Origin of the sequence: Brevibacillus sp. NRRL NRS-603 (assembly GCF_003013445.1) — a bacterium.
Classification (GTDB): domain Bacteria; phylum Bacillota; class Bacilli; order Brevibacillales; family Brevibacillaceae; genus Brevibacillus; species Brevibacillus formosus.
Genome location: NZ_PXZN01000024.1, coordinates 53,685 through 72,542, shown reverse-complemented (window position 1 = coordinate 72,542; position 18,858 = coordinate 53,685). Strand labels below are relative to the sequence as shown.

Annotated in this window: 20 protein-coding genes; 7 read left to right on the top strand and 13 right to left on the bottom strand. The window is 49.2% G+C overall.

The features are described from left to right. On the bottom strand, window positions 1–924 hold the full coding sequence (locus tag C7R94_RS19450; RefSeq protein WP_047072992.1) for a PLP-dependent cysteine synthase family protein: 924 nt from the start codon (window positions 922–924) through the stop codon (window positions 1–3). Window positions 925–1,119: 195 nt separating this feature from the next. Between C7R94_RS19450 and C7R94_RS19445 the strand changes: the two genes are divergently transcribed. Beyond that, window positions 1,120–1,347: a NifU family protein gene (locus C7R94_RS19445; protein ID WP_007715787.1), complete on the top strand. Its 228-nt coding sequence runs from the start codon at window positions 1,120–1,122 to the stop codon at window positions 1,345–1,347. 51 nt (window positions 1,348–1,398) lie between these two features. Here C7R94_RS19445 and C7R94_RS19440 read toward each other — a convergent pair whose 3' ends face one another. Genes C7R94_RS19440 through C7R94_RS19430 form a run of 3 tightly spaced genes read right to left on the bottom strand, consistent with a single transcriptional unit; the run spans window position 1,399 to window position 4,317 of the window. After that, the gene (locus C7R94_RS19440; protein ID WP_106783818.1) at window positions 1,399–2,319 is read right to left on the bottom strand and encodes an alpha/beta hydrolase; all 921 of its coding nucleotides are present in this window, start codon (window positions 2,317–2,319) and stop codon (window positions 1,399–1,401) included. Beyond that, the gene (locus tag C7R94_RS19435; RefSeq protein WP_106783815.1) at window positions 2,316–3,275 is read right to left on the bottom strand and encodes a 2-hydroxyacid dehydrogenase; all 960 of its coding nucleotides are present in this window, start codon (window positions 3,273–3,275) and stop codon (window positions 2,316–2,318) included. Before C7R94_RS19435 ends, C7R94_RS19440 begins: the two co-directional genes overlap by 4 nt. After that, the gene (locus C7R94_RS19430) at window positions 3,232–4,317 is read right to left on the bottom strand and encodes a protein kinase family protein (protein WP_106783813.1); all 1,086 of its coding nucleotides are present in this window, start codon (window positions 4,315–4,317) and stop codon (window positions 3,232–3,234) included. The genes C7R94_RS19435 and C7R94_RS19430 overlap by 44 nt, the downstream gene beginning before the upstream one ends. A gap of 164 nt (window positions 4,318–4,481) precedes the next feature. Here C7R94_RS19430 and C7R94_RS19425 point away from each other — a divergent pair, with 164 nt between their 5' ends. Then, the gene (locus tag C7R94_RS19425; RefSeq protein ID WP_106784140.1) at window positions 4,482–4,997 is read left to right on the top strand and encodes a phosphatidylglycerophosphatase A family protein; all 516 of its coding nucleotides are present in this window, start codon (window positions 4,482–4,484) and stop codon (window positions 4,995–4,997) included. Here the strand turns inward: C7R94_RS19425 and C7R94_RS19420 are convergent. The 4 genes from C7R94_RS19420 to C7R94_RS19405 all read right to left on the bottom strand — a co-directional run bounded on the left by C7R94_RS19420 (window position 4,992) and on the right by C7R94_RS19405 (window position 8,678). Further along, window positions 4,992–5,771, bottom strand: a complete 780-nt coding sequence (locus C7R94_RS19420; protein ID WP_106784138.1) for a TIGR01457 family HAD-type hydrolase — start codon at window positions 5,769–5,771, stop codon at window positions 4,992–4,994. The two genes, C7R94_RS19425 and C7R94_RS19420, sit on opposite strands and share 6 nt — an antisense overlap. A 171-nt stretch (window positions 5,772–5,942) precedes the next feature. Continuing rightward, on the bottom strand, window positions 5,943–7,184 hold the full coding sequence (locus C7R94_RS19415; protein ID WP_106783811.1) for a DUF4073 domain-containing protein: 1,242 nt from the start codon (window positions 7,182–7,184) through the stop codon (window positions 5,943–5,945). Window positions 7,185–7,500: 316 nt separating this feature from the next. Continuing rightward, on the bottom strand, window positions 7,501–8,130 hold the full coding sequence (locus C7R94_RS19410) for a helix-turn-helix transcriptional regulator (RefSeq protein ID WP_047073393.1): 630 nt from the start codon (window positions 8,128–8,130) through the stop codon (window positions 7,501–7,503). 113 nt (window positions 8,131–8,243) lie between these two features. After that, the gene (locus tag C7R94_RS19405; protein WP_048034536.1) at window positions 8,244–8,678 is read right to left on the bottom strand and encodes a DUF86 domain-containing protein; all 435 of its coding nucleotides are present in this window, start codon (window positions 8,676–8,678) and stop codon (window positions 8,244–8,246) included. Between the two features lie 242 nt (window positions 8,679–8,920). On the opposite strand from C7R94_RS19405, the gene glpX reads away from it, so the two are divergent. From glpX to C7R94_RS19385, 3 genes are all read left to right on the top strand, one after another. Then, entirely contained in the window at window positions 8,921–9,895 is a 975-nt protein-coding gene (gene glpX, locus C7R94_RS19395; RefSeq protein ID WP_106783809.1) for a class II fructose-bisphosphatase, read from the top strand. A 12-nt stretch (window positions 9,896–9,907) separates the two neighbouring features. Further along, window positions 9,908–10,177 (top strand): DUF3055 domain-containing protein, encoded by a 270-nt coding sequence (locus C7R94_RS19390; RefSeq protein WP_047073008.1) that lies wholly within the window; start codon window positions 9,908–9,910, stop codon window positions 10,175–10,177. A 154-nt stretch (window positions 10,178–10,331) separates the two neighbouring features. Further along, window positions 10,332–10,739 (top strand): hypothetical protein, encoded by a 408-nt coding sequence (locus C7R94_RS19385; protein WP_106783807.1) that lies wholly within the window; start codon window positions 10,332–10,334, stop codon window positions 10,737–10,739. Window positions 10,740–10,807: 68 nt separating this feature from the next. On the opposite strand, the gene C7R94_RS19380 is transcribed toward C7R94_RS19385, so the two are convergent. After that, a complete protein-coding gene (locus tag C7R94_RS19380; RefSeq protein WP_106783805.1) occupies window positions 10,808–11,473 on the bottom strand; it encodes a YutD family protein in 666 nt (221 codons plus the stop codon). A 79-nt stretch (window positions 11,474–11,552) separates the two neighbouring features. On the opposite strand from C7R94_RS19380, the gene C7R94_RS19375 reads away from it, so the two are divergent. After that, the gene (locus C7R94_RS19375; RefSeq protein ID WP_233220609.1) at window positions 11,553–12,518 is read left to right on the top strand and encodes a YhcN/YlaJ family sporulation lipoprotein; all 966 of its coding nucleotides are present in this window, start codon (window positions 11,553–11,555) and stop codon (window positions 12,516–12,518) included. A 74-nt stretch (window positions 12,519–12,592) separates the two neighbouring features. On the opposite strand, the gene lipA is transcribed toward C7R94_RS19375, so the two are convergent. From lipA to C7R94_RS19355, 4 genes are all read right to left on the bottom strand, one after another. Continuing rightward, entirely contained in the window at window positions 12,593–13,495 is a 903-nt protein-coding gene (lipA, locus tag C7R94_RS19370) for a lipoyl synthase (RefSeq protein ID WP_047073014.1), read from the bottom strand. A 101-nt stretch (window positions 13,496–13,596) separates the two neighbouring features. Next, window positions 13,597–15,792 (bottom strand): ATP-binding protein, encoded by a 2,196-nt coding sequence (locus C7R94_RS19365; protein ID WP_106783800.1) that lies wholly within the window; start codon window positions 15,790–15,792, stop codon window positions 13,597–13,599. Next, on the bottom strand, window positions 15,789–16,916 hold the full coding sequence (locus C7R94_RS19360) for a metallophosphoesterase family protein (protein ID WP_106783798.1): 1,128 nt from the start codon (window positions 16,914–16,916) through the stop codon (window positions 15,789–15,791). The genes C7R94_RS19365 and C7R94_RS19360 overlap by 4 nt, the downstream gene beginning before the upstream one ends. A 138-nt stretch (window positions 16,917–17,054) precedes the next feature. After that, window positions 17,055–17,606, bottom strand: coding sequence for a DJ-1/PfpI family protein (locus C7R94_RS19355; protein ID WP_047073020.1), 552 nt, complete (start codon window positions 17,604–17,606; stop codon window positions 17,055–17,057). Window positions 17,607–17,812: 206 nt separating this feature from the next. Between C7R94_RS19355 and C7R94_RS19350 the strand changes: the two genes are divergently transcribed. After that, complete coding sequence (locus tag C7R94_RS19350; protein ID WP_106783796.1) at window positions 17,813–18,820, top strand: M23 family metallopeptidase; 1,008 nt, start codon at window positions 17,813–17,815, stop codon at window positions 18,818–18,820. The last annotated feature ends 38 nt before the right edge of the window (window positions 18,821–18,858 follow it).

The window sequence follows — 18,858 nt, the reverse complement described above, 5'->3', positions numbered from 1 at the left end:
TTAAATTCCTCCCTGGTAAATTTTCTTGCTCAGATAACGTTCGCTGCCGTCGGCAAACAGTGTAACAATATTCGTCCCTGGAGCTGCTTCTCTTGCTTCACGCAGTGCCGCTGCCATGGCTGCACCTGAGGAGCTGCCTACGAGCAAGCCTTCCTTGGCAGCCAGTTGCTTGACCAGATCGAATGCTTCCACATCGAGAATCGTGTGAATGGCGTTGAAGTAGCTCGTATCCATGAACGGAGGCAAAAACTCCATGCCAATCCCTTCTGTTTTGTGCGGGCCGGATTCTCCTCCATTCAAGATGGAACCTTCTGGCTCGACAATGACCGTTTTTACGTTTGGGTTTTGTTCTTTCAGGTAGCGAGCAGCCCCCATGAAAGTACCGCCTGAACCAGCGCCTGCCACAAATACGTGTACTTGGCCGTCCATTTGACTCCAAATTTCCGGACCTGTTGTTTTGTAGTGTGCGTCCGGATTCGCCGGGTTAGCAAATTGCTGTGGTACAAAAGCACCCGGAATGGATTCTGCGAGTTCTTTTGCCTTGGCGATTGCCCCCTTAATCCCCAGCTCTGTCGGTGTGTTGACGACTTCCGCTCCGAGGGCACGCATCAGCTCTTGCTTTTCCTCAGAAAACTTCGCTGGTACGCAGAAAATGACTTTATAACCAGTTCCTACAGCGGCCAGCGCTACACCAATCCCTGTATTTCCTGCTGTCGGTTCGATAATGGTACCACCTGGGGCCAATTGGCCGTTCTCTTCTGCGGCACGAATCAGCTCCATGCCCAGTCTGTCTTTTACGCTGCCCCCTGGGTTAAAATATTCCAGCTTGGCGAACAAGCGGACACCCTCTGGAAGCTCAAATTGAGTAATTTCGACGATCGGCGTATTACCAATCAGTTCCTTCACATTGCGAAATACGTTCACGAAGATCTGACTCCTTATATTGAAGTACTTGCTTCTTTCTTTTTCATTATAACATGCAAAGATTACAAAAAGTCCATGCTGCTAAACTTCGGTGTGTCCACGGAACTTCAAAGTGTCAACAGGGCATGTAAGCCATGGATTTCTCACCATGGTATGATTATAATAAAGGAGAGGTTGGAAAGGAGTGAATGTAACATGGATATCATGGATCAAGTACAAGAAGTTCTCGATAAACTGCGTCCTTACCTGCAACGTGACGGCGGAGACGTACAACTCGTTGATGTAGAAGATGGCATCGTGAAGCTGCGCCTGATGGGTGCTTGCGGTAGCTGCCCTTCCTCTACCATCACCCTGAAAGCAGGAATCGAGCGTGCACTGGTGGAAGAAATCCCAGGCATCAAAGAAGTTCAACAAGTATTCTAATCCAGTCACATCGACATGAAAGCAGCTACAGCAACCGCGTAGCTGCTTTTTTCATTTCCTCTTTTCCCTTCCTTTTTCAAAAAAGGCAATGATACGCTTCCCGTATTCGTCAGGAACTAACGCATAGCTGCGGACGTGACCCGCTCGCGGTACGATCCAAATCTCGGAATCCTCGTCTTGGGTCAGCTCAAAGAGTCGTTCGCTGTTTGCCATGGGGATCGTCGTATCGCCTGTCCCGTGTATAAAAAGAATCGGTTTTTTCGCTTGCTGAACTGCCTGATACGGATTGACGTCTCGTGGGTTGGCTCCTAGCAAAACAGGACACAAGGTAAGTATGAGCCAGTTGAATGGAAATCGGGGCAGGCCCGTCCACTGCGGCAAGTTCTCAGCCAAGTATTCACGCAAGGAATAAAACGGTGAATCTGCCACAATCGCTGTGATGCGTTCATCCACCCCGCCAACCATCAGTGAGGTTGCTGCCCCCATCGAAAATCCGACGAGACCAAGTCTGTGCTCCGGCTTCTTCGCAGCTGCAAAATCGATGGCCCCAAGGAGGTCTTGCTGTTCTCGAAGTCCAATCGTAGTCAGTGCTTCGCTGGACTCCCCGGAATTGCGAAAGTCGAACATCAATACATCAAAGCCGGCCTGAACCAGTCTTGCAGCCAGAGACAACGCTGGCAGATGTGGCTCTAATCTGTTTTGACTATATCCGTGAGCAAAGATCAGCGTGGTTCCATTCGAAACTCGCCCATTTTTTTCTGCCGACAAGTACCATCCAGCCAACGAAATCGTCGTTTCCCTGCTCGAAAAAACAACCGGCTCCACCTGTTCGATTCCAAAATCTCGGGGGTCCATATGAATCGGTTTTCGTACAGGATGCGTCAAGCGCCAGGTTACATGAAACGAAACGGCTACTGCTGCAAGCAAGAGCAGCGCGAAGAGCCCTGAAAATAAAGCAAAGAACGTGTTCATACCGCAGTCAGTGGTCCCCTTCCACTTAGCACCTCTACGATGTTAGCAGCAGCCAGCCTCGCCATCTCCGCCCTCGTTTGCACAGTTGCACTACCGATATGAGGCAATGCGACTACATTCGGCAGTTGCAAGAGCGGGTTATCCATCGGGACAGGCTCGACCGCAAAAACGTCCAGGCCAGCCGCCCAAATTTTCTTATCTACCAACGCTTGATACAATGCGGACTCATCGACTGTCCCACCACGAGAAACATTGATAAACACAGCGGTTTCTTTCATGAGCGAAAACTGTTTTTCCCCCATCAGCATGCGCGTGTCCTCTGTCAATGGTGTAAGCAGAACGACGTAATCGGACTCTTGCAGAAGCTCCGCCAAATTCGCATACCGTGCCCCTGTCTCTTGCTCAGCCTGCGGTTTGCGATTCCGGTTGTGATACAAGATTCGCATGCCAAATCCTTTGGCGCGTCTAGCCACAGCTTCCCCAATTCGCCCCATTCCGATAATCCCCAGAGTCGAACCATATACATTTTGTCCTGCCATCAGAGTCGGACTCCACGATGTCCATTCCCCCTGCAATAAAAATCGGTTGGCTTCCGTCAATCGGCGGCCTGTCGCCATCAGTAAAGCGAAAGCCAAATCAGCAGTGGACTCTGTCAGCACATCAGGCGTGTTGGTTACGATGACCTCGTGTCGTCTGCACGCTTCCAAATCAATATTGTCGTAACCGACCGCCATGTTCGCCACGATACGGAGTCGCTTTGTACTCGCCAAAAATTCTTCGTCCACTCGTTCTGTCAGCATGGTCAAGACGGCATCTACATGTTTAATCTTTTCCAGCAACAATTCACGCGGGATTGGCGCATTTTTTGTCCATTGCTCGACCTCGGCTACCTTTTCAAGCATCGCGATCACTTCAGGATTGAGTTTCCTCGTTACGAAAACTTGTTGCTTGATCATCTTTTTTCCTCCACAACCAATCAATTTGTGGAATGGATACGTCATAACGCTGTGCAATGAATAATGGGTACTTTCGAAGTCCGTCTTCCATTTTGGTTAGCTCGTCTTCCAGCTGCGTTTGCCATGCTTGAATGTTGACTTCCTGACGCTCTTCTACCGGCAACTCCATATAAGTCTCCACGAGCTTCAAAAACCTGCCTGGGTAGAGCATGAGCGCATAAATCACGGCATATTCAGAGGGAAGCAGAGCAGAGACGCTGTTGTAGCCATCGAGAAAGCTGGACACAGCCTCTTCATTCCAGCCGTTTCGCTTTGTCTCGGCTTTGATCCACTGCCCCACATCGCGAGTACGCATATCAAGAACCCAGTTCCATTCACCTGCCATTAGACGTACATCCTTCTCTTTCCATAGCATATACCCTTGATCAAAATTTTGGTAGGCTACTTTCCCGAGACTCGCTGTTTCCTTCACGACTTTATCGTATCCGGCGTCCAACAAATATTGAACGGACAATTCCCCGAGCTGAGTAATGTACGTGAAGCAGGTCAACAAATATTCATCCATCGGTGCGAGCTCTACATTTTCTTCATCCATTTCATCCCGGTACTCATTAAAATTCCGCAGCTTTTTACGCCACATGCTCGGCCAGTTGCCAAGAGAGCTATAGGGAATAAACATCTTGTCAGATGAAAAATCACTCGTGGCCTGATGGAACTTCGCGAGTGACTGACCACTGGAATAATATGGATTTTCAGGAACCGCCTCTCGCACGCCTCTGTATAAATAGTAAAGCTGCTCATCATCAACGATGTGAGCCTGCCCGCTTGTTGTATTGACCAGCTTTAACAAGCGAATGTTTTGCTGTTGGCTTAAATGTTTTTTTACTTTCTCAATAAACTTACTTTTGTATTTATATCCGGCTGGCGCCTCGAACATGTAGAAAAGGCCTCGATCCGTTTCCAGTACCTTGCTTGCCCCCGTCGTGCGATATCCCTGAAGTTCAAATCCGTACTTCTCTTGAAGAAGCTCTTTTTCTTCCATACAGTTGTTCACCCTCCTTGCATACTGCTCTTCTGGCATTGTATGTCGGTAGATCGGGATAGGTGCCTATCTGTATGCAGATACTAGATGCATTCATGCCGACTTTCTGGGTGCTGAAAAGTCGAATTTTTGAACACGCACGTGAAAAAGGAGGAACCGCAAGCATGAGTGAGCATCCACTAAATAGCGAGAGCTGTCTAGATTTCGTTATTGAGCTATTAGAAAAACGAGGAGTTAGTTTGAACGACATTGCTGAAATTGTCATGTTCCTGCAGTCACAATACATCCCGGACATCACCTTGGAGTTGTGTCTCGAGAGTGTCGCGTCCGTCTTGAAAAAACGTGAGGTCCAAAACGCGTTGCTGACCGGGATTCAGCTCGACATCTTCGCAGAACAAAAGCAGCTGCTGCCTCCGCTCCAGGCGATTATCGAAACAGACGAGCCCTTATATGGTATAGACGAGGTACTCGCCCTCGCCATTGTCAACCTGTACGGGAGCATCGGATTCACTAACTTCGGTTATGTAGACAAGCTGAAGCACGGCAAACTCGCCGAACTCAACGACAAGCGTTTCGGTGTCCATACTTTTTTGGACGATCTCGTCGGAGCGGTCGCAGCCGCCGCCTCCAGCCGCATTGCCCACCGCCAGAAGCAGCAGGAAGAATGCGCCGAATCATAGTGAGATTCGCTGCTGCCATTCCGGCAAATCTTCCGCAATATGGGTAGGCGAAACATGATGCTGGTCTGCTTCTTCGCGCGTGGAATAGCCTGTCAAAACGAGCAAGCTGTCCAAGCCGCTGTTGGCACCTGCCTCAATGTCCGTATATAAATTGTCCCCGACGATCAGCGTGTCAGCCGCCGCAGTACCAAGCTGATTCAGAGCGTAACGGACAATAATGGACTCTGGTTTGCCAATCACGATTGGTTTGGTCGCGGAGGCAACGGAGACGGCTGCCACCAGTGAACCATTGCCAGGGAACAGACCGGCATCTGTCGGCAGGGCTGCATCTGCATTTGTAGCGATAAAAGTTGCTCCTGCACGGATAGCACGTGCGGCGATCGCCAGTTTTTCATACGTAAACGTACGATCAATCCCGACAATGACATAAGCCGGGTCTTCCTCTGTAATCACATAGCCTGCATCCGTGAGCTGATCATGCAAGCCCGCCTCTCCAATCACGTACACGCGTGTTCCCGCTGATGCCTGCTCTTGTAAATACGTAGCAGTCGCCATACTCGTGGTATACACGTCCCGAGCCTGTGCTTCTATGCCCATTGCTACCAGCCGTTCTGCCACGTGCTGTGCAGAGGCTGAGGAATTGTTCGTCAGGAACAAATACGGAATCTGGTGAGTTTTTAAGTGGGTGATGAATGCTGCTGCTCCCGGAATCGCTTCTTTTCCCCGATAGATCGTTCCATCCAAATCAAGCAAATAGCCTTTATATTGTTTCACGTTGTTCCATCTCCCATCTGTTGTCGTAAGCCGTTTGAACAAGCTCTCCCCTCTTAGTGTAAACCTTCGTCCTTCCTATCGCAAAAAACAGGAAACGGCATTATACCGCTTCCTGCTTTTTGTTTAGGACCCGATCGGCCCTCTTCTAACGAATCATGCACGTCAGTCCCGTTATTTCTTGAATTTGACCATAATTGGTGTGCCGGCTTCTAGGTTCATTTCCCCTTTATGACGGACATACACGACCTGGTTTCCTGGAAATGTTGGTGGATTTTCGGGATCAAAATCCCGCCAGTTTTTTTGCTTGCCAACTGCGTACTCCATGTATTGCGTCGCGTTGACAAGCACATTATCATCATCGTCTGCCTGTACATCCGGCGGCAACTGCTCGATTTTTCCATTACGGATGCTGAGCTTCTTAATTACTTTGTCATGTTGGTAATCATACGCTTGGATGACGACATCATTACCGTACACTTGCAAGCGCAGCCCTTGCTTGAAATCCCCTCCATCCGGCGTGACTTTCTCGCCACCGTCTGGACCAGCTGACATCCAACCCTTTTCAATGCCGGCCGTGTTTACGACAGTAAAGCCGCGTTTGTCTCCGCCTTTGACTTTCTTTTTGCCTGCCCAGTCCGGCAGGTTCAGATCCCAATGGGTGTGGCTCGAGAAGAAAACAACTTGCGGATAGTCTTTCAAGATGTCAAGGAGCTTGTCCACATCCAGGTAATCGTTCTTGTATGGATTTTGCCTGGAGCCCGAGACACTGTCCGGAAGCACATGGTGCGAGAATACAAAAATGGGCTTATTCTTGTCCTGCTTGCTGTAATGCTTCAGATTATCTTTCAGCCAATCCAGTTGCTCGTCGCTCATGTATACTTCATCCCATAATTTTGAATCGTGGTATTTCATGTATTTTTCTGTGCCGAGGAAGAGAAAGGGATATCCATTGATTTCTTTTTGGTGATAGACCTTGTCTTCTCCGCTGAATTGATAAAAGTTATCGAACAACTCTTCTTCCGTTGTGCCGTTTGGCCAGCTACTTTGTGCAAGCGTTTGGGGATTCTTCCACTTCGGCACATAAAACTCATGATTACCGATGCTGTACCACACATTTTCAGGGTGAGGATTGTTATCGAGCACATCTTGCACGGCTTCATATTCAAAATCGTAGCCGCGAGGAGTAATATCACCGTTAATGATCAGTGCTTCGGACTTTGGATTTTCTTCATTGATGTCTTGCAAAACGTGATCAAAATCTCGGAGGTCTCCTTGAATGTCACTGATCACGTCAAATGTCATCGTCATCTTTTTCTCAGAAAATTTGTCTTTTGCATGTGCGGAATCAACAACTGGCAGAATTCCACCCAACAAGATGGCAGAAGCAGCTATACTTGATACCATTTTTTTCATTACGGATCTCTCCTCATCTGTTTTTCGTCACGACAGCTATCCGGTTACCCAAAATTATCTTGATATCATTCCGCCTTTCCGTTGTTTTTCTGTGTGTTTTGTTGTTTTTTACACCATAAATAGTAAATGTCCAACATAAAGAAAACGTTAAACCAACATTAAGATTGCTAGAATGAGAGCAAAAAGGTACTTAATACCTGCGTGATTCTAGAAAAAAAGGCACAGGACGTGCCTGCCTCGTTCTTATTTGTTTACAGCCGGTTTTAAACAAAAGAAAAAATCCACCCGATTCGAGTGGACTGTCTTTATAGCTTTTTTATTTCGCTTCCTTGATGTGAAACACGCATTTGTCTCCGCCTTTTGCCATGCATGTGGTTTGCTCGACATTGGCTTTCAAAACCCGACGGAACAAGGAAAGCTCACAGCTACACGCTTGGTTGAATTCACGAGCTACTTGCGAGATTGGGCAATTGAACTCTTGAATCCGATAGCCGTCTCCATTTTCGTCCTTTTCCCATTCGACCATATAGCCTTTATCGTTTTGTAGCTCGGCCAGCTTGGCTACACGATTTTCCAAGTCACCTTGCATGTGGGAGCGATAAGTCTCCTCCAAGCGATTCTCGCGGCGTCTAAACAGCATCTCTATTTTGGACAAACCGTCGATTTCCTTTATGTCCTGTAAAAAATCTAATGTCAAATGAGAATAATTGCGCGGGAACAGCTCGTCTGCTTCCTGCGACAATGAATAAACATTCGTTGGGCGTCCCATCGCTTGCCGAACAAGCGTAGACTTGATCAAATTATCTCTCTCCAGGGTGTTCAAATGACGCCGTACCGCCATTTCAGTAATCCCTAGCTCGACGGCCATGTCGCTGACAGGGAGTGAACCTTTGACCTTGAGCATGTGCAGGATTTGATCACGAGTGGACGTTCCTTCGTTTGTCATACGTATCACCGTCCTTTCTCCCTATTGTAGTGGATGAAGACGTTTTAGTAAACAAACGAAAGTCTTTTGTATAAAATATCCGCTGCGTTTGTGGATAGATTGAAAACACCTTTTTAAAAAAGTTCTTTTTTCAAGAAAGCTCTAACCTGTGGTTCAAACTGACGAATCGTACCGGCAGCTTCTTCTACCAGGCTGTACATCTCATTGACTGGCACACTCGTATAATCATTCACCAGATGCTTGCGGAAATCAGTCACACGTGTCAGGATCAAAGCCTGTTCATCCGTGATGACTTGCTCATCCCGCAAAATTTCCACGATGTCGCTGTAGCTTCCTGGATCTCGCATAATGAATCCGTCGATCAGCGCATTTCCGACATCTACTATTCCTTCGATAGACAAGTGCAGGGCTCGCTCCATCGCAGCAACAGCTACTTCATCTGCCAAAACCGCTTTGGCTCCTCGCTCGCTGAGCTTGTCCAACAGATCAAGCATACGAGACATATGTTCCAATACTTGGTCGATTCGTTTTGTATTCACGTCGTACATATATTTCTCCTTACTTTCGCTTTTTTGATTTGCGTTTTGAGTAGTAAACGGTAAACACAAATGTTAGCACCAGGACGAGAAGCACCAATTCCCCTTCCTGCAAATAGGAATTGCTCACCGGTTTCACCTCTTTTCATCCCTCAGTATACCAAATTTGTACGACCTGTCACGAATCGGTGATAACTTTATGTTACAATGATGGGGTGAATTTTTGCCGGCAAGAATAAGGGGAGGAACATACTGTGGAACGCGAATTGGCTCTGGAAATTGTGCGGGTAACGGAAATGGCTGCACTCGCCTCTTCTCACTGGATGGGACGCGGGAAAAAGAATGAAGCAGATGGAGCAGCGACCAGCGCCATGCGCGCCATGTTTGACACGATCAACATGAGGGGTACCGTCGTCATTGGCGAAGGTGAACTGGATGAAGCCCCCATGCTCTATATCGGAGAAAAGCTCGGTAACCCGGAAGCAGGCGGACCTGAGGTAGATGTGGCGGTTGATCCGCTAGAAGGAACGACGATTGTCGCCAAAGGTCACAACAATGCCATGTCTGTTATCGCCATCGGCGACCGTGGAACACTGTTGCATGCACCTGACATGTACATGATGAAAATGGCCGTCGGCAAACGTGCTGCCGGATTAATCAACCTTTACGATCCCGTGGATAAAATGATAGAGGTTGTAGCAAAAGCAAACAACAAGCGCGTGCAAGATGTGACGGTCATTATTCAGGAACGCGACCGCCATCAGGAGATTATTGACGCCATTCGTGAAAAGGGTGCGCGAGTGAAGCTTTTTGGAGATGGCGATGTGGGTGCAGCGATTGCTGCCTGTCTGCCGCATACAGGGATTGACCTGTTCTTGGGGATCGGTGGTGCGCCAGAGGGTGTGATCAGTGCCGCAGCGATCAAGTGCCTGGGTGGTGACATGCAAGCCCAGCTCAAGCCGCAAAACGACAGCGAACGCGAGCGCTGCATCAAAATGGGGCTCGACAATCCGGAGCAGCTTTTAATGCTGAACGATCTGGTCAAAGGGGACGACGCCATTTTTGCGGCAACAGGCGTTTCTGATGGAGAGCTGTTACAAGGCGTGCGCTATCTCGGTGATGATATGGTGGAAACTCATTCGATCGTCATGCGTGCCAAAACCAAAACCATCCGCTTTGTCCGCGCTGTACACAATACCGAACACAAACCAAATCTATTATGGAAGTAGAGGGACACCTATATGGCAAATGATTTGTTCTACTTGTACGACGAGGCTGAGGATACTCGAACGCGCTTCGTCAGCTTCATGGGAGAAGCTACCCGTTTTGACCTCGCAATTACGACGACCAACCGTTTTTATGGGAAAGCGATTGTCATCAACATTCAAAATGGGCGCTCCGCTATTATTGGACATGATGATCTGGAAGAAGAAGGCTATCTGGAATTCGCTTTCAACTTGAACGAGCGTGAAGCCGAAGAATTGAAAGCATTTTTGGAAGCAGCCATTTAATTCACCGAAGGAAGAGCGATTGCGGGCTCTTCCTTTTTTTATTTGTAGGGCCCCGCCCATTTCCTGCTGGACAATGCTCCTTACAGGCAAATGCCTCGTATACTGCTACTGCACAGATGCACAGACAGATAACGAGAGGAGTGCCAATCGCAACATGCAACCTTATCCATACGATCAAAACCAATACGATCAAACTCAATATGATTCAAACGAATACGATCAAAACCAATTTGTTCCTGCGCAATATGACCAGTCACCTTATTACTCAACAGACCAGGATTTTCAATACATTCCTGAGGATCAGGCTCACCCCGTTTTTTTCCGAAGAAGACGCGGCCCTGAGGTCGTTGTCGTCCCACAGCCATATCCTTGGTGGGGATGCAATACATGCTGGCCTGGCTACTGGCCTACATGGGGAGGCTGGCCTGGTTACCCTGGCTGGGGTGGAACTCCTGGCGGCTGGGGTGGAACACCCGGTGGCTGGGGTGGGGCACCCGGTGGCTGGGGCGGATCCCCTGGTGGTTGGGGCGGATCCCCTGGTGGTTGGGGCGGCGGTTATTAGATCAAAAAACGAAAAGAGCCCTGACATACAGGGCTCTTTTTTTATGCTTTTGTTATTCTGATTCGTTTTTAGGAATCGCGCTTTGGCGTATTTGGTCCTGTTTGGACTTTATCGCGTTCACGATTGGGTTTCAATTGATTGGGACGGCGGTCTCGTGAGCTGGAGTCCTTGCCATTTTTATCGGGGCGATCCTTTTGGAACTTTGGCTTCTCCCCACGTTCGTTTCTCCCTGCCCCGTTGCGTTCAGCACCAGCATTGTTCTGGCGATCCTGTTTATTTTGACGCGGGTGATAGCGTCTGCGTTCTTTTCGTTCTACATAGGGCGAGGAGCTACCCTCTTCACGAGGAATGTCCTGACGAATATCAATGATGACATCAAAGCCAGCTTCGTCTTGCCCGCTTTGGTCGTCACTGTTGCCGACGTTTGCTTTTACCTTGCGCAAAACGAAGTACGGACAACCAAAATTGCAGAACTCATGCAGGTACTCATCCAAAGCGGCGATCCGCTGCTCGAACGGTACTTTGCGATTGGCGTCAGTATAAAACCCACGAAGACGAAGCTGACCATAGCCCCAGTCCCCTACAATATAATCGTACTTGTCGAGGATGTCGCTATAGCGCTCCTTGAACGCTTCAAGGTTCCAGCCGTCTCGATTTACTTCCATGACTTCATAAGTACCGGCTTGCGTGCGAATCAAACTCGCTTCCTCCTTACGCATGTATACTATGTCCATCTTAACATATTTCACGCAACATGAGCTAAATTTCCCACGATAACTGACCTGTGCCTTTGGACATTCTATCGTGTAGGGGGTGTTACCATTGAAAAAGACATGGTTGTATTCTGCAATTGCAGGTATTGTGCTCTTGGCTTCTGGTTGTAACAACAACGCTGCGCCTAATAACACACAACCGAACAGGACAATGACAAATCAAGCCGCGCCTTACACCAGAAACGTTGATGGAATGCACGTCCGCAACTACGACGGGATGGGTTTGAACAACTTTGACTGGTTCAACGGCGACAACAACAACGGAGTACGTTCCAACAATTTTGGCGGTGGTCACGTCCGTAATGGCATGGGGCTTACCAACAACAATGGAATCAACAATGGCTTGTTCCCAAATGGTACCTATCCACGTGCAAATGTCAACAACTACAACGCCTTCACGAGCGGTATGAGACCGTATAATGCCTTTACGGATCATAACGCAGGAATGGGCACGACAGGAATGGGTACGATGGGTATTAACAACGGGCCAGCCGGTGCGAACCAGTCCATTTATCAAAATCGTGCCTGGAACCGCGGCGGTGCAGGTGTCATGCAAACCGGAATGCCACGAATGGGCTATGCACAGACTGACCGTCAGCATATGCGTACCGCTGGCGTAACCAACGTCTATGTAGATCGTAACACATTGGCGCAGGCTGTTGGGAATGTTACTGCGAGCTGCCCTGGCGTTCAACGGTCTACCGTCTTGGTAACGGATCGAGAAATCTTTGTGGGGCTGAACACACAAGGAGCAGATGCACGTACAGCGAAAAAACAGGCAAAAATGAATGCAGAATCGGTATCACCACGCTATTACAGAGTGTATGTAACCGATAATCCAAATGATATCCAGGAAATCGCTCGTGTCGCCAGCCGCTCCAGCAATGTGAGTACAGCGCGTACAGAAGATGCGACTAGCATTGATACGCTAGTCAAGCGTATGGGTGGAACACCCCAGCCTACGAAGACTACTCATAAAGCTCATACAGGTACAACCAGTCGCTAAAGCGCTTTTCTCCCCCATAGAAGTAAAAAACCCCCTCATTTCCGCTCGTTTTGGGCGGCTGAGGGGGTTACTTATTATTGTGCTTTTGGCATGGATTCTTTCGCAATCGTTTCCTTCGCGGCACTCGCCTGCTCGTGAGCGTGATACGAACTGCGCACTAATGGCCCTGACTCCACGTGGCTAAAACCACGCTTCATGCCTTCATCCTTCAAACGAGCGAATTCATCTGGATGGTAAAACTTTTCTACCTTCAAATGCTTCTTAGTCGGTTGCAAATACTGACCAATCGTCATGATATTGACGTCGACAGAACGCAAGTCATCCATCGTTTCGATGATTTCCTCCATCGTCTCGCCTACACCAATCATCAGACTGGACTTCGTCGGAATGCTCGGCTGAAATTCCTTCGCCTTCTTCAACAATTCCAGCGTCCGATCGTATTTGGCTCTTGCCCGTACGCGATCTGACATTCGGCGAACCGCCTCAATGTTGTGATTTAGTACGTCAGGCTTTGCGTCCATGACCACTTTTAGCGCATCCCAGTTCCCCATAAAATCAGGAATCAATACTTCTACCGAGGCAAACGGCAGTCGGCGTCGAATCGCACGAATCGTATCGGCAAAAATCTGTGCGCCTCCATCTGCCAAATCATCACGAGCAACAGAAGTAACAACGACATGCTTCAAACGCATTTGTTCTGCTGCTTCTGCTACACGTTCTGGTTCAGCTGTATCCAGCTCCGTCGGCAGTCCAGTTTTTACTGCACAAAACCGACAGGCACGGGTACATATATCACCCAAAATCATGAAAGTTGCTGTACCGCTTGCCCAGCATTCATGAATGTTGGGGCATTTTGCTTCTTCACAAACGGTATGTAGCGTCTTCGTGCGCATGGTTTGCTTGAGCTCTTTAAAGCTGGCTAGTTCTGATCCTGAAACAAGGTTGATCTTGAGCCACTCCGGCTTGCGTTGCGTCATAGGGCTCACTCCTCATGTGACATCATGGTACAAGACAATAACAATCTCCATTATAGAGGTTGGATTTCGGAGGGGCAACCTCTTTCCTGCCCCGGAAACAATTACCCAAGCCGGTGAACGGCATGACGCTTCTCTTGACGAAGCAATGGCGCTAGCATGCGCAGCTCTCGCTCATGACAGGTGAAGAGAAACACTTGATGTTCTTCTGCCAGCATCGCGATATAGTCAAGCGTTCGGCGCAGACGCTCTTCATCATAATGGACAAAATGATCATCGAAAAAGAGAGGCAATGGCTCCGACTGCTTGGCATGATGCACCAATGCCAAACGCTGAGCAAGGTATAGCTGATCAATGGTCCCGGTAGAACATTGATCCTGTTCGAGCACCATTTGTTTGGTCGGCGCAAGCAAACGGATGGCAAATCCTTCACGGGGATCGAGTCTGACATCCCGATACGCTCCCCCTGTAATATGCTCGATGATCTCCGAAGCCTGCTGATTCACCGCGGGTGTGCTATCCCGCTTCCATTCCCCTACTGCCTCCTGTAACATTTCCCGAGCCAATTGAAGGGCATCCCGCTTATTTTGCAATTGGCGGAGTGCTGCCTGCGCTTCCGCAAGCTCATCAGTCGCGCGAGATAATGACAAGCTCTCGTGAACCGCCATCTCCCCATTTCCTCTGGCTATTTGTTCCCGCAGCTCCTGCAGTCTCTCCTCCATCTCCACCAACTCGATGCGCAATTTGCCTTGCTCAGTCTCAAAGGCGTTTTTTTCCTGATCCAGCAAGGTCCGAAGTGCCTCGCCCCAGCTTGCAGACAGCTCAGCCTCCTGCTTCGTTTTCGCCATTTCCGAAAGAAGCTGCTCTGATTGTTGCTCGCTTGTGCTTTTCAGTAGCTCTTCCCGTCTTTCCAAAAATGTATCCCAATTACTCGCACCCCATCTCTGTACGAGTGTGGCGATTTCAGCATCGATGGAGGCGATCTCTTCTTGTACCCTTTGAGTTTCCTGCATCGTATCATGATCTGCTGTCTGTTTGGCTCTGCCCTCACCCCCTCCTGCTCGCAGCAAGAAAACCCCAAAGCCGAACAGCAACAAAGCGGCAGTTACAGAAATTCCTCCCAGAACGGGATGCCCACTTATGAAACCGATTAACCCGAGAACAGACAGTATCCCTGCGCCGCTCCACATAAGTGCAGCTCCCCGCTTCCTTTTCGCCAGATTGCCTTGTCGGGTACTGCGTGAGGCTGCACTTCGCGGAGTTGTAGAAAGGGCGGCTACAGCCAATGTCGCCAAACGAATATGCAGTGCTTCTCTCTGTTTGAGCAAGTTTGTACCTTTTTCATAATCGTGCTGTAAGGGTATAAGCTGGTCATCACTCCGTTGTACGGCGACCGATGGCATGTTTACCTGCGTGAAACCTCGTCTTGCCTCTTCGTGAATAGCCAACTCTGCCTCAGATCGAGCTGTTTGCTCCCACCACGTCCAGTCTTGTTGACTGACAGGAGCATGGCTTCGTTGCCAGCGTTCCTGCAACGCTTTTGCTTGTCGGATTGAGCGTTCCAGACGCTGCTGCAATCGGCTGCGCCGCAGTTCTACTTGCTGATATTCTTCTGTGGCTTCCGCTATTTGCAGCGTCAGTTGGCTGATCGTTCGCCACGCTGCTTTTGCGATTTCCTTCTCCTGCTCTTTTTGGGCCACCTTCGTAGCGGCTTTTCCCAAAAGTGTATTTTCGGCCCGTTCTTTTTTGCCGATGAGGGCAACCTCCCGATCCAGCTCCGCCAAAATTTGTTGGACTGCCGGATTGGCTTCTTCCGCAGTCGTAAAGGTCGGAATCAAATGCTCAGCCGCTTGAAGCGGTTCTCTCCTGATCCACGTCAAATCCGTAAATAGACTGCGTGTAAGTCCCGTATGCTTTTCGATAAAATTCCGTTCCTTGCGTCTGTCTTCCAAATAAAGATCAGTCAGCTCCGTCCATTCGGGGTCCAAAAAGAGGCGCGCCTCCTCCCGCTCCTTTGTCAACTGACGATGTAGGCGATAGGTTTTGCCCGCTAATTTGTACGTAATAATCGTTTCATAAGAACCACTCTGCCACGGACGGTACTTTTCATATTCAGGCAAGTATCGCGCCGTTTTGACGTAATCGCGTTTCATCCCATACAAGGCAGCGAATATCCCCTGAAGCATGGTTGATTTCCCTGACTCATTGGGGGCATAAAACAGATTAATGCCTGGAGCAAAACGGAAGGAAGCATCCTGCCATTTTCCGAAGCCCACTAGCACTAGCTCCTCCATTTTCATCGAATGGTTCCTCCAATCCGCGCTAAAGCCTCCTGCTTTGCTAACCTGACAATTTCTCGTTCGTCCTCATTTTGCGCACGGGACTCCGCCTCTGCCAGCTTGGAAAGCCATCTCCCCCAGACACCACCATCTGCGATCAGCTTGTCCTCATCCACATCAGGCCAGGTCCGGTCCGTCAGCTGCAGCACAAAAAAACGGGAGAATCGCTGTTGAAGGACGGACAATGGAGGCTGAAAATGGGCTGCGCGCTCCCCTGTCAGCGTGATGTACATCATATCAGAATCCTTTTCCTCTATGAGTTGCTGCTCCATCCGATCTATGAGCTGCTCAGTCGTTTCTACTCCATTCCCTGCGATTTCCAGCTTTCGAATTTTGCGTGACTGGACAGGAATCGCCGTGAGCTGCAATCTGCCATTTTGATCCAGCTCTCCATACAAAACATTTCGTTCTCCCGCTTCCTTGCTCGTCAATCCTTCTGGAGAGCCTGGGTAAGCGGCGAACGGTTGTTTTTTGACAGGATGCATGAACTGTTCCGGCTTGTGAATGTGTCCCATCGCAACATAGTCCATGTCCGTCTGTACGAGCTGCTGCAAGGTGACAGGCGCATACGGATGATGCTCTTCGTCTCCTGAACTGGAAAGCACACTGGCATGCAAAACCATCAGATGATGGGCATACCCTTCCAATTTGCCTGGAAACGTATCGAGCGGCGACTCGTACACATGTGGCTGCCCGAAGCCCCAACCGTAGATCACGCACGATTTTTCGGGAAATTCATACACACCCCACTCCGGTGTAAACCAGTAGACATTCCCCGGCCATTCCAATGTTTGATAAAACGAATCCGCTCGCCACGGATCGTGATTGCCAGGTGCGATTACGACAGGGATTGGTGCGATACTGGCAAAAAGATCACGTAAAAAAATCGCAGTGGATCGTCTTCCCCCGTGGTATTCCAGCAAATCTCCGGCAATGAGCCAGAAGTTCGCTCCCTTTTCTCGAACGAGGTCACGTATTCTTTTCATCGTCTGACGAAAATCATCCTGACGGAGCTCGTAACGCTCTCCCAGCATTTGAAGCGGCGCATCCAGATGGACATCCGCTGTATGTATAAATGACAGCACGATCAATTTCACTCCTCACTTGAAACAGACGAACATACTTTCCCTTTATGATACAGAGGAAAAGGCTGGATGAAAAGCATCTGTCAGAACGAAAAAAACTTCCGCCAGCAAATGACGGAAGTTTGAAGGACTGGTTGTTTACTTGAGCAAACGGAGGAATTCACGCATGAAGCCTGGCAGGTCTGGCCATGCATGGCCGGAAACAAGATTGCCATCGACATGGAGCGTTTCCGTTTGATAGATCGCTCCGCACGCTTCTACATCGGGCCTGCAAGCCTGGTAAGCTGTGATTTCACGACCGGCTAAGTGCTCGCGAACGATGGTCAATACTTGGGAGCCGTGGCAGATGGCTGCGACCGGCTTGTTCGTCTCGAAAAAGTGCGCCACAATCGGCTTCAAATGCTCATTGAGCCTGATATGCTCAGGTGCTCGTCCCCCCGGAATAATTAAGGCGTCAAACGCCTCAGGGTTAATGTCTGAAAATGCAACATGGGCTGGAAGCTGATAAGCTGGCTTTTCTGTGTAAGTATCACTGTGTGCTTCGAAATCATGGCAAACAGTGTGCAGCGTTTTCACGCTTGGTGCTGCAATGACCGTTTCATACCCTTCCTCCAAGCAGCGGTAATACGGATAGAAAACCTCCAGTGCCTCTACAGCGTCGCCTGTTACTATCAACACTTTTTTGCTCATCACACAGCCTCCTCATGGCGATTTTTAAGGAATACACTCCTCCTGATTTCAATTCTTTGACGATATGGTGTGCTCCTGCCTCTTTTTTCCGCAAGTTTACAAAACTTTCCTCAATAACAACCAAAAGCTCTTCCAAAAGTATCTTGGATATTCCACTACAACTGGCAGAAACTACAACCAAAGACTAGGAGGCTGGAGGTGAAGGCATGCGAGTTTTCCGCCTAATCATTCAGATCAGCTTGTGCGTGGTTGCAGCAATTTCTCCACTAGAATCCGCCGCCGGAATCGCTCCGTCCGCCAAAGAGCCAGACCCTGTTCTTCAAGAACGCTTGCAACTCTTTTTGCGCTTGGAATCGATGTACGGCATTCCGTGGAATTATCTAGCAGCCATTGATCAATACGAGCGAACCATGAAAATACGCAGGAAGAAGCAGGAGCAAGAAAATGTCTCGCGGCTAACAGCCGTGGAGATTCCAAGCGATCGTTGGGCAGGTGCGCTCAACCCTGATGCGGAGGATACGAATCCGGTATCTATTCAGTTTTTTGAAGGGATCGGGATGGACGGGGATGGCGATGGTGCCGCGGATCGTCATAACGATCTCGATGCACTCATTACTTTTATTCACTACCTATCCCAATACGGCTTCTCCCATGAAGACTGGCAAATTGGTCTCTGGTCGTACTACCAACGGGATCGGTCCGTGAAGACGATCAGGCAATTCGCTCAGGTGTATGCAAAGTATCAGCATCTGCACTTAGATGAGCGCCATTTTCCCATCCCAGCGAGGTACGAATACAGCTACCGCAGTACATGGGGGGCACCACGGGGCTGGGGTGGTCGTCGTATCCACGAGGGGACCGATATTTTTGCCAGTCACGGCACCCCTGTCCTCAGCACAGCGTACGGAGTCATTGAGGTAATCGGCTGGAACAGGTATGGCGGATGGCGAATCGGCATGCGGGACATGGGCAATGTGTACCATTACTTCGCACATCTGTCCTCGTTTAAAAAGGGCTTGAAGCCGGGTGACATCGTGGAGCCGGGTGAAGTGATCGGATATGTTGGCAGCTCTGGATATGGGAAGCCCGGCACCTCAGGCAAATTCCCTCCCCACCTGCACTACGGTATGTACAGGGAAACGGGCGACGCAGATTGGTCATTTGATCCTTATCCGTATTTACGACGCTGGGAGCGGCAAAAGAAGCGGCAATGAAGCTGCTTCTTTTTTTATGGGCAGCTCTTTTCATTGAC

Bases quoted from the DNA above. Each gene is read 5' to 3' on its own strand.
- C7R94_RS19410 (WP_047073393.1), bottom strand. From the start codon at position 8,130: ATGACAAACGAAGGAACGTCCACTCGTGATCAAATCCTGCACATGCTC.
- C7R94_RS19380 (WP_106783805.1), bottom strand. From the start codon at position 11,473: ATGGACATAGTATACATGCGTAAGGAGGAAGCGAGTTTGATTCGCACG.
- lipA (WP_047073014.1), bottom strand. From the start codon at position 13,495: ATGACGCAACGCAAGCCGGAGTGGCTCAAGATCAACCTTGTTTCAGGA.
- C7R94_RS19425 (WP_106784140.1), top strand. From the start codon at position 4,482: ATGAGTGAGCATCCACTAAATAGCGAGAGCTGTCTAGATTTCGTTATT.
- C7R94_RS19350 (WP_106783796.1), top strand. From the start codon at position 17,813: ATGCGAGTTTTCCGCCTAATCATTCAGATCAGCTTGTGCGTGGTTGCA.
- C7R94_RS19445 (WP_007715787.1), top strand. From the start codon at position 1,120: ATGGATATCATGGATCAAGTACAAGAAGTTCTCGATAAACTGCGTCCT.
- C7R94_RS19355 (WP_047073020.1), bottom strand. From the start codon at position 17,606: ATGAGCAAAAAAGTGTTGATAGTAACAGGCGACGCTGTAGAGGCACTG.
- C7R94_RS19385 (WP_106783807.1), top strand. From the start codon at position 10,332: ATGCAACCTTATCCATACGATCAAAACCAATACGATCAAACTCAATAT.
- C7R94_RS19440 (WP_106783818.1), bottom strand. From the start codon at position 2,319: ATGAACACGTTCTTTGCTTTATTTTCAGGGCTCTTCGCGCTGCTCTTG.
- C7R94_RS19405 (WP_048034536.1), bottom strand. From the start codon at position 8,678: ATGTACGACGTGAATACAAAACGAATCGACCAAGTATTGGAACATATG.
- C7R94_RS19430 (WP_106783813.1), bottom strand. From the start codon at position 4,317: ATGGAAGAAAAAGAGCTTCTTCAAGAGAAGTACGGATTTGAACTTCAG.
- C7R94_RS19365 (WP_106783800.1), bottom strand. From the start codon at position 15,792: ATGAAAATGGAGGAGCTAGTGCTAGTGGGCTTCGGAAAATGGCAGGAT.
- C7R94_RS19435 (WP_106783815.1), bottom strand. From the start codon at position 3,275: ATGATCAAGCAACAAGTTTTCGTAACGAGGAAACTCAATCCTGAAGTG.
- C7R94_RS19415 (WP_106783811.1), bottom strand. From the start codon at position 7,184: ATGAAAAAAATGGTATCAAGTATAGCTGCTTCTGCCATCTTGTTGGGT.
- C7R94_RS19390 (WP_047073008.1), top strand. From the start codon at position 9,908: ATGGCAAATGATTTGTTCTACTTGTACGACGAGGCTGAGGATACTCGA.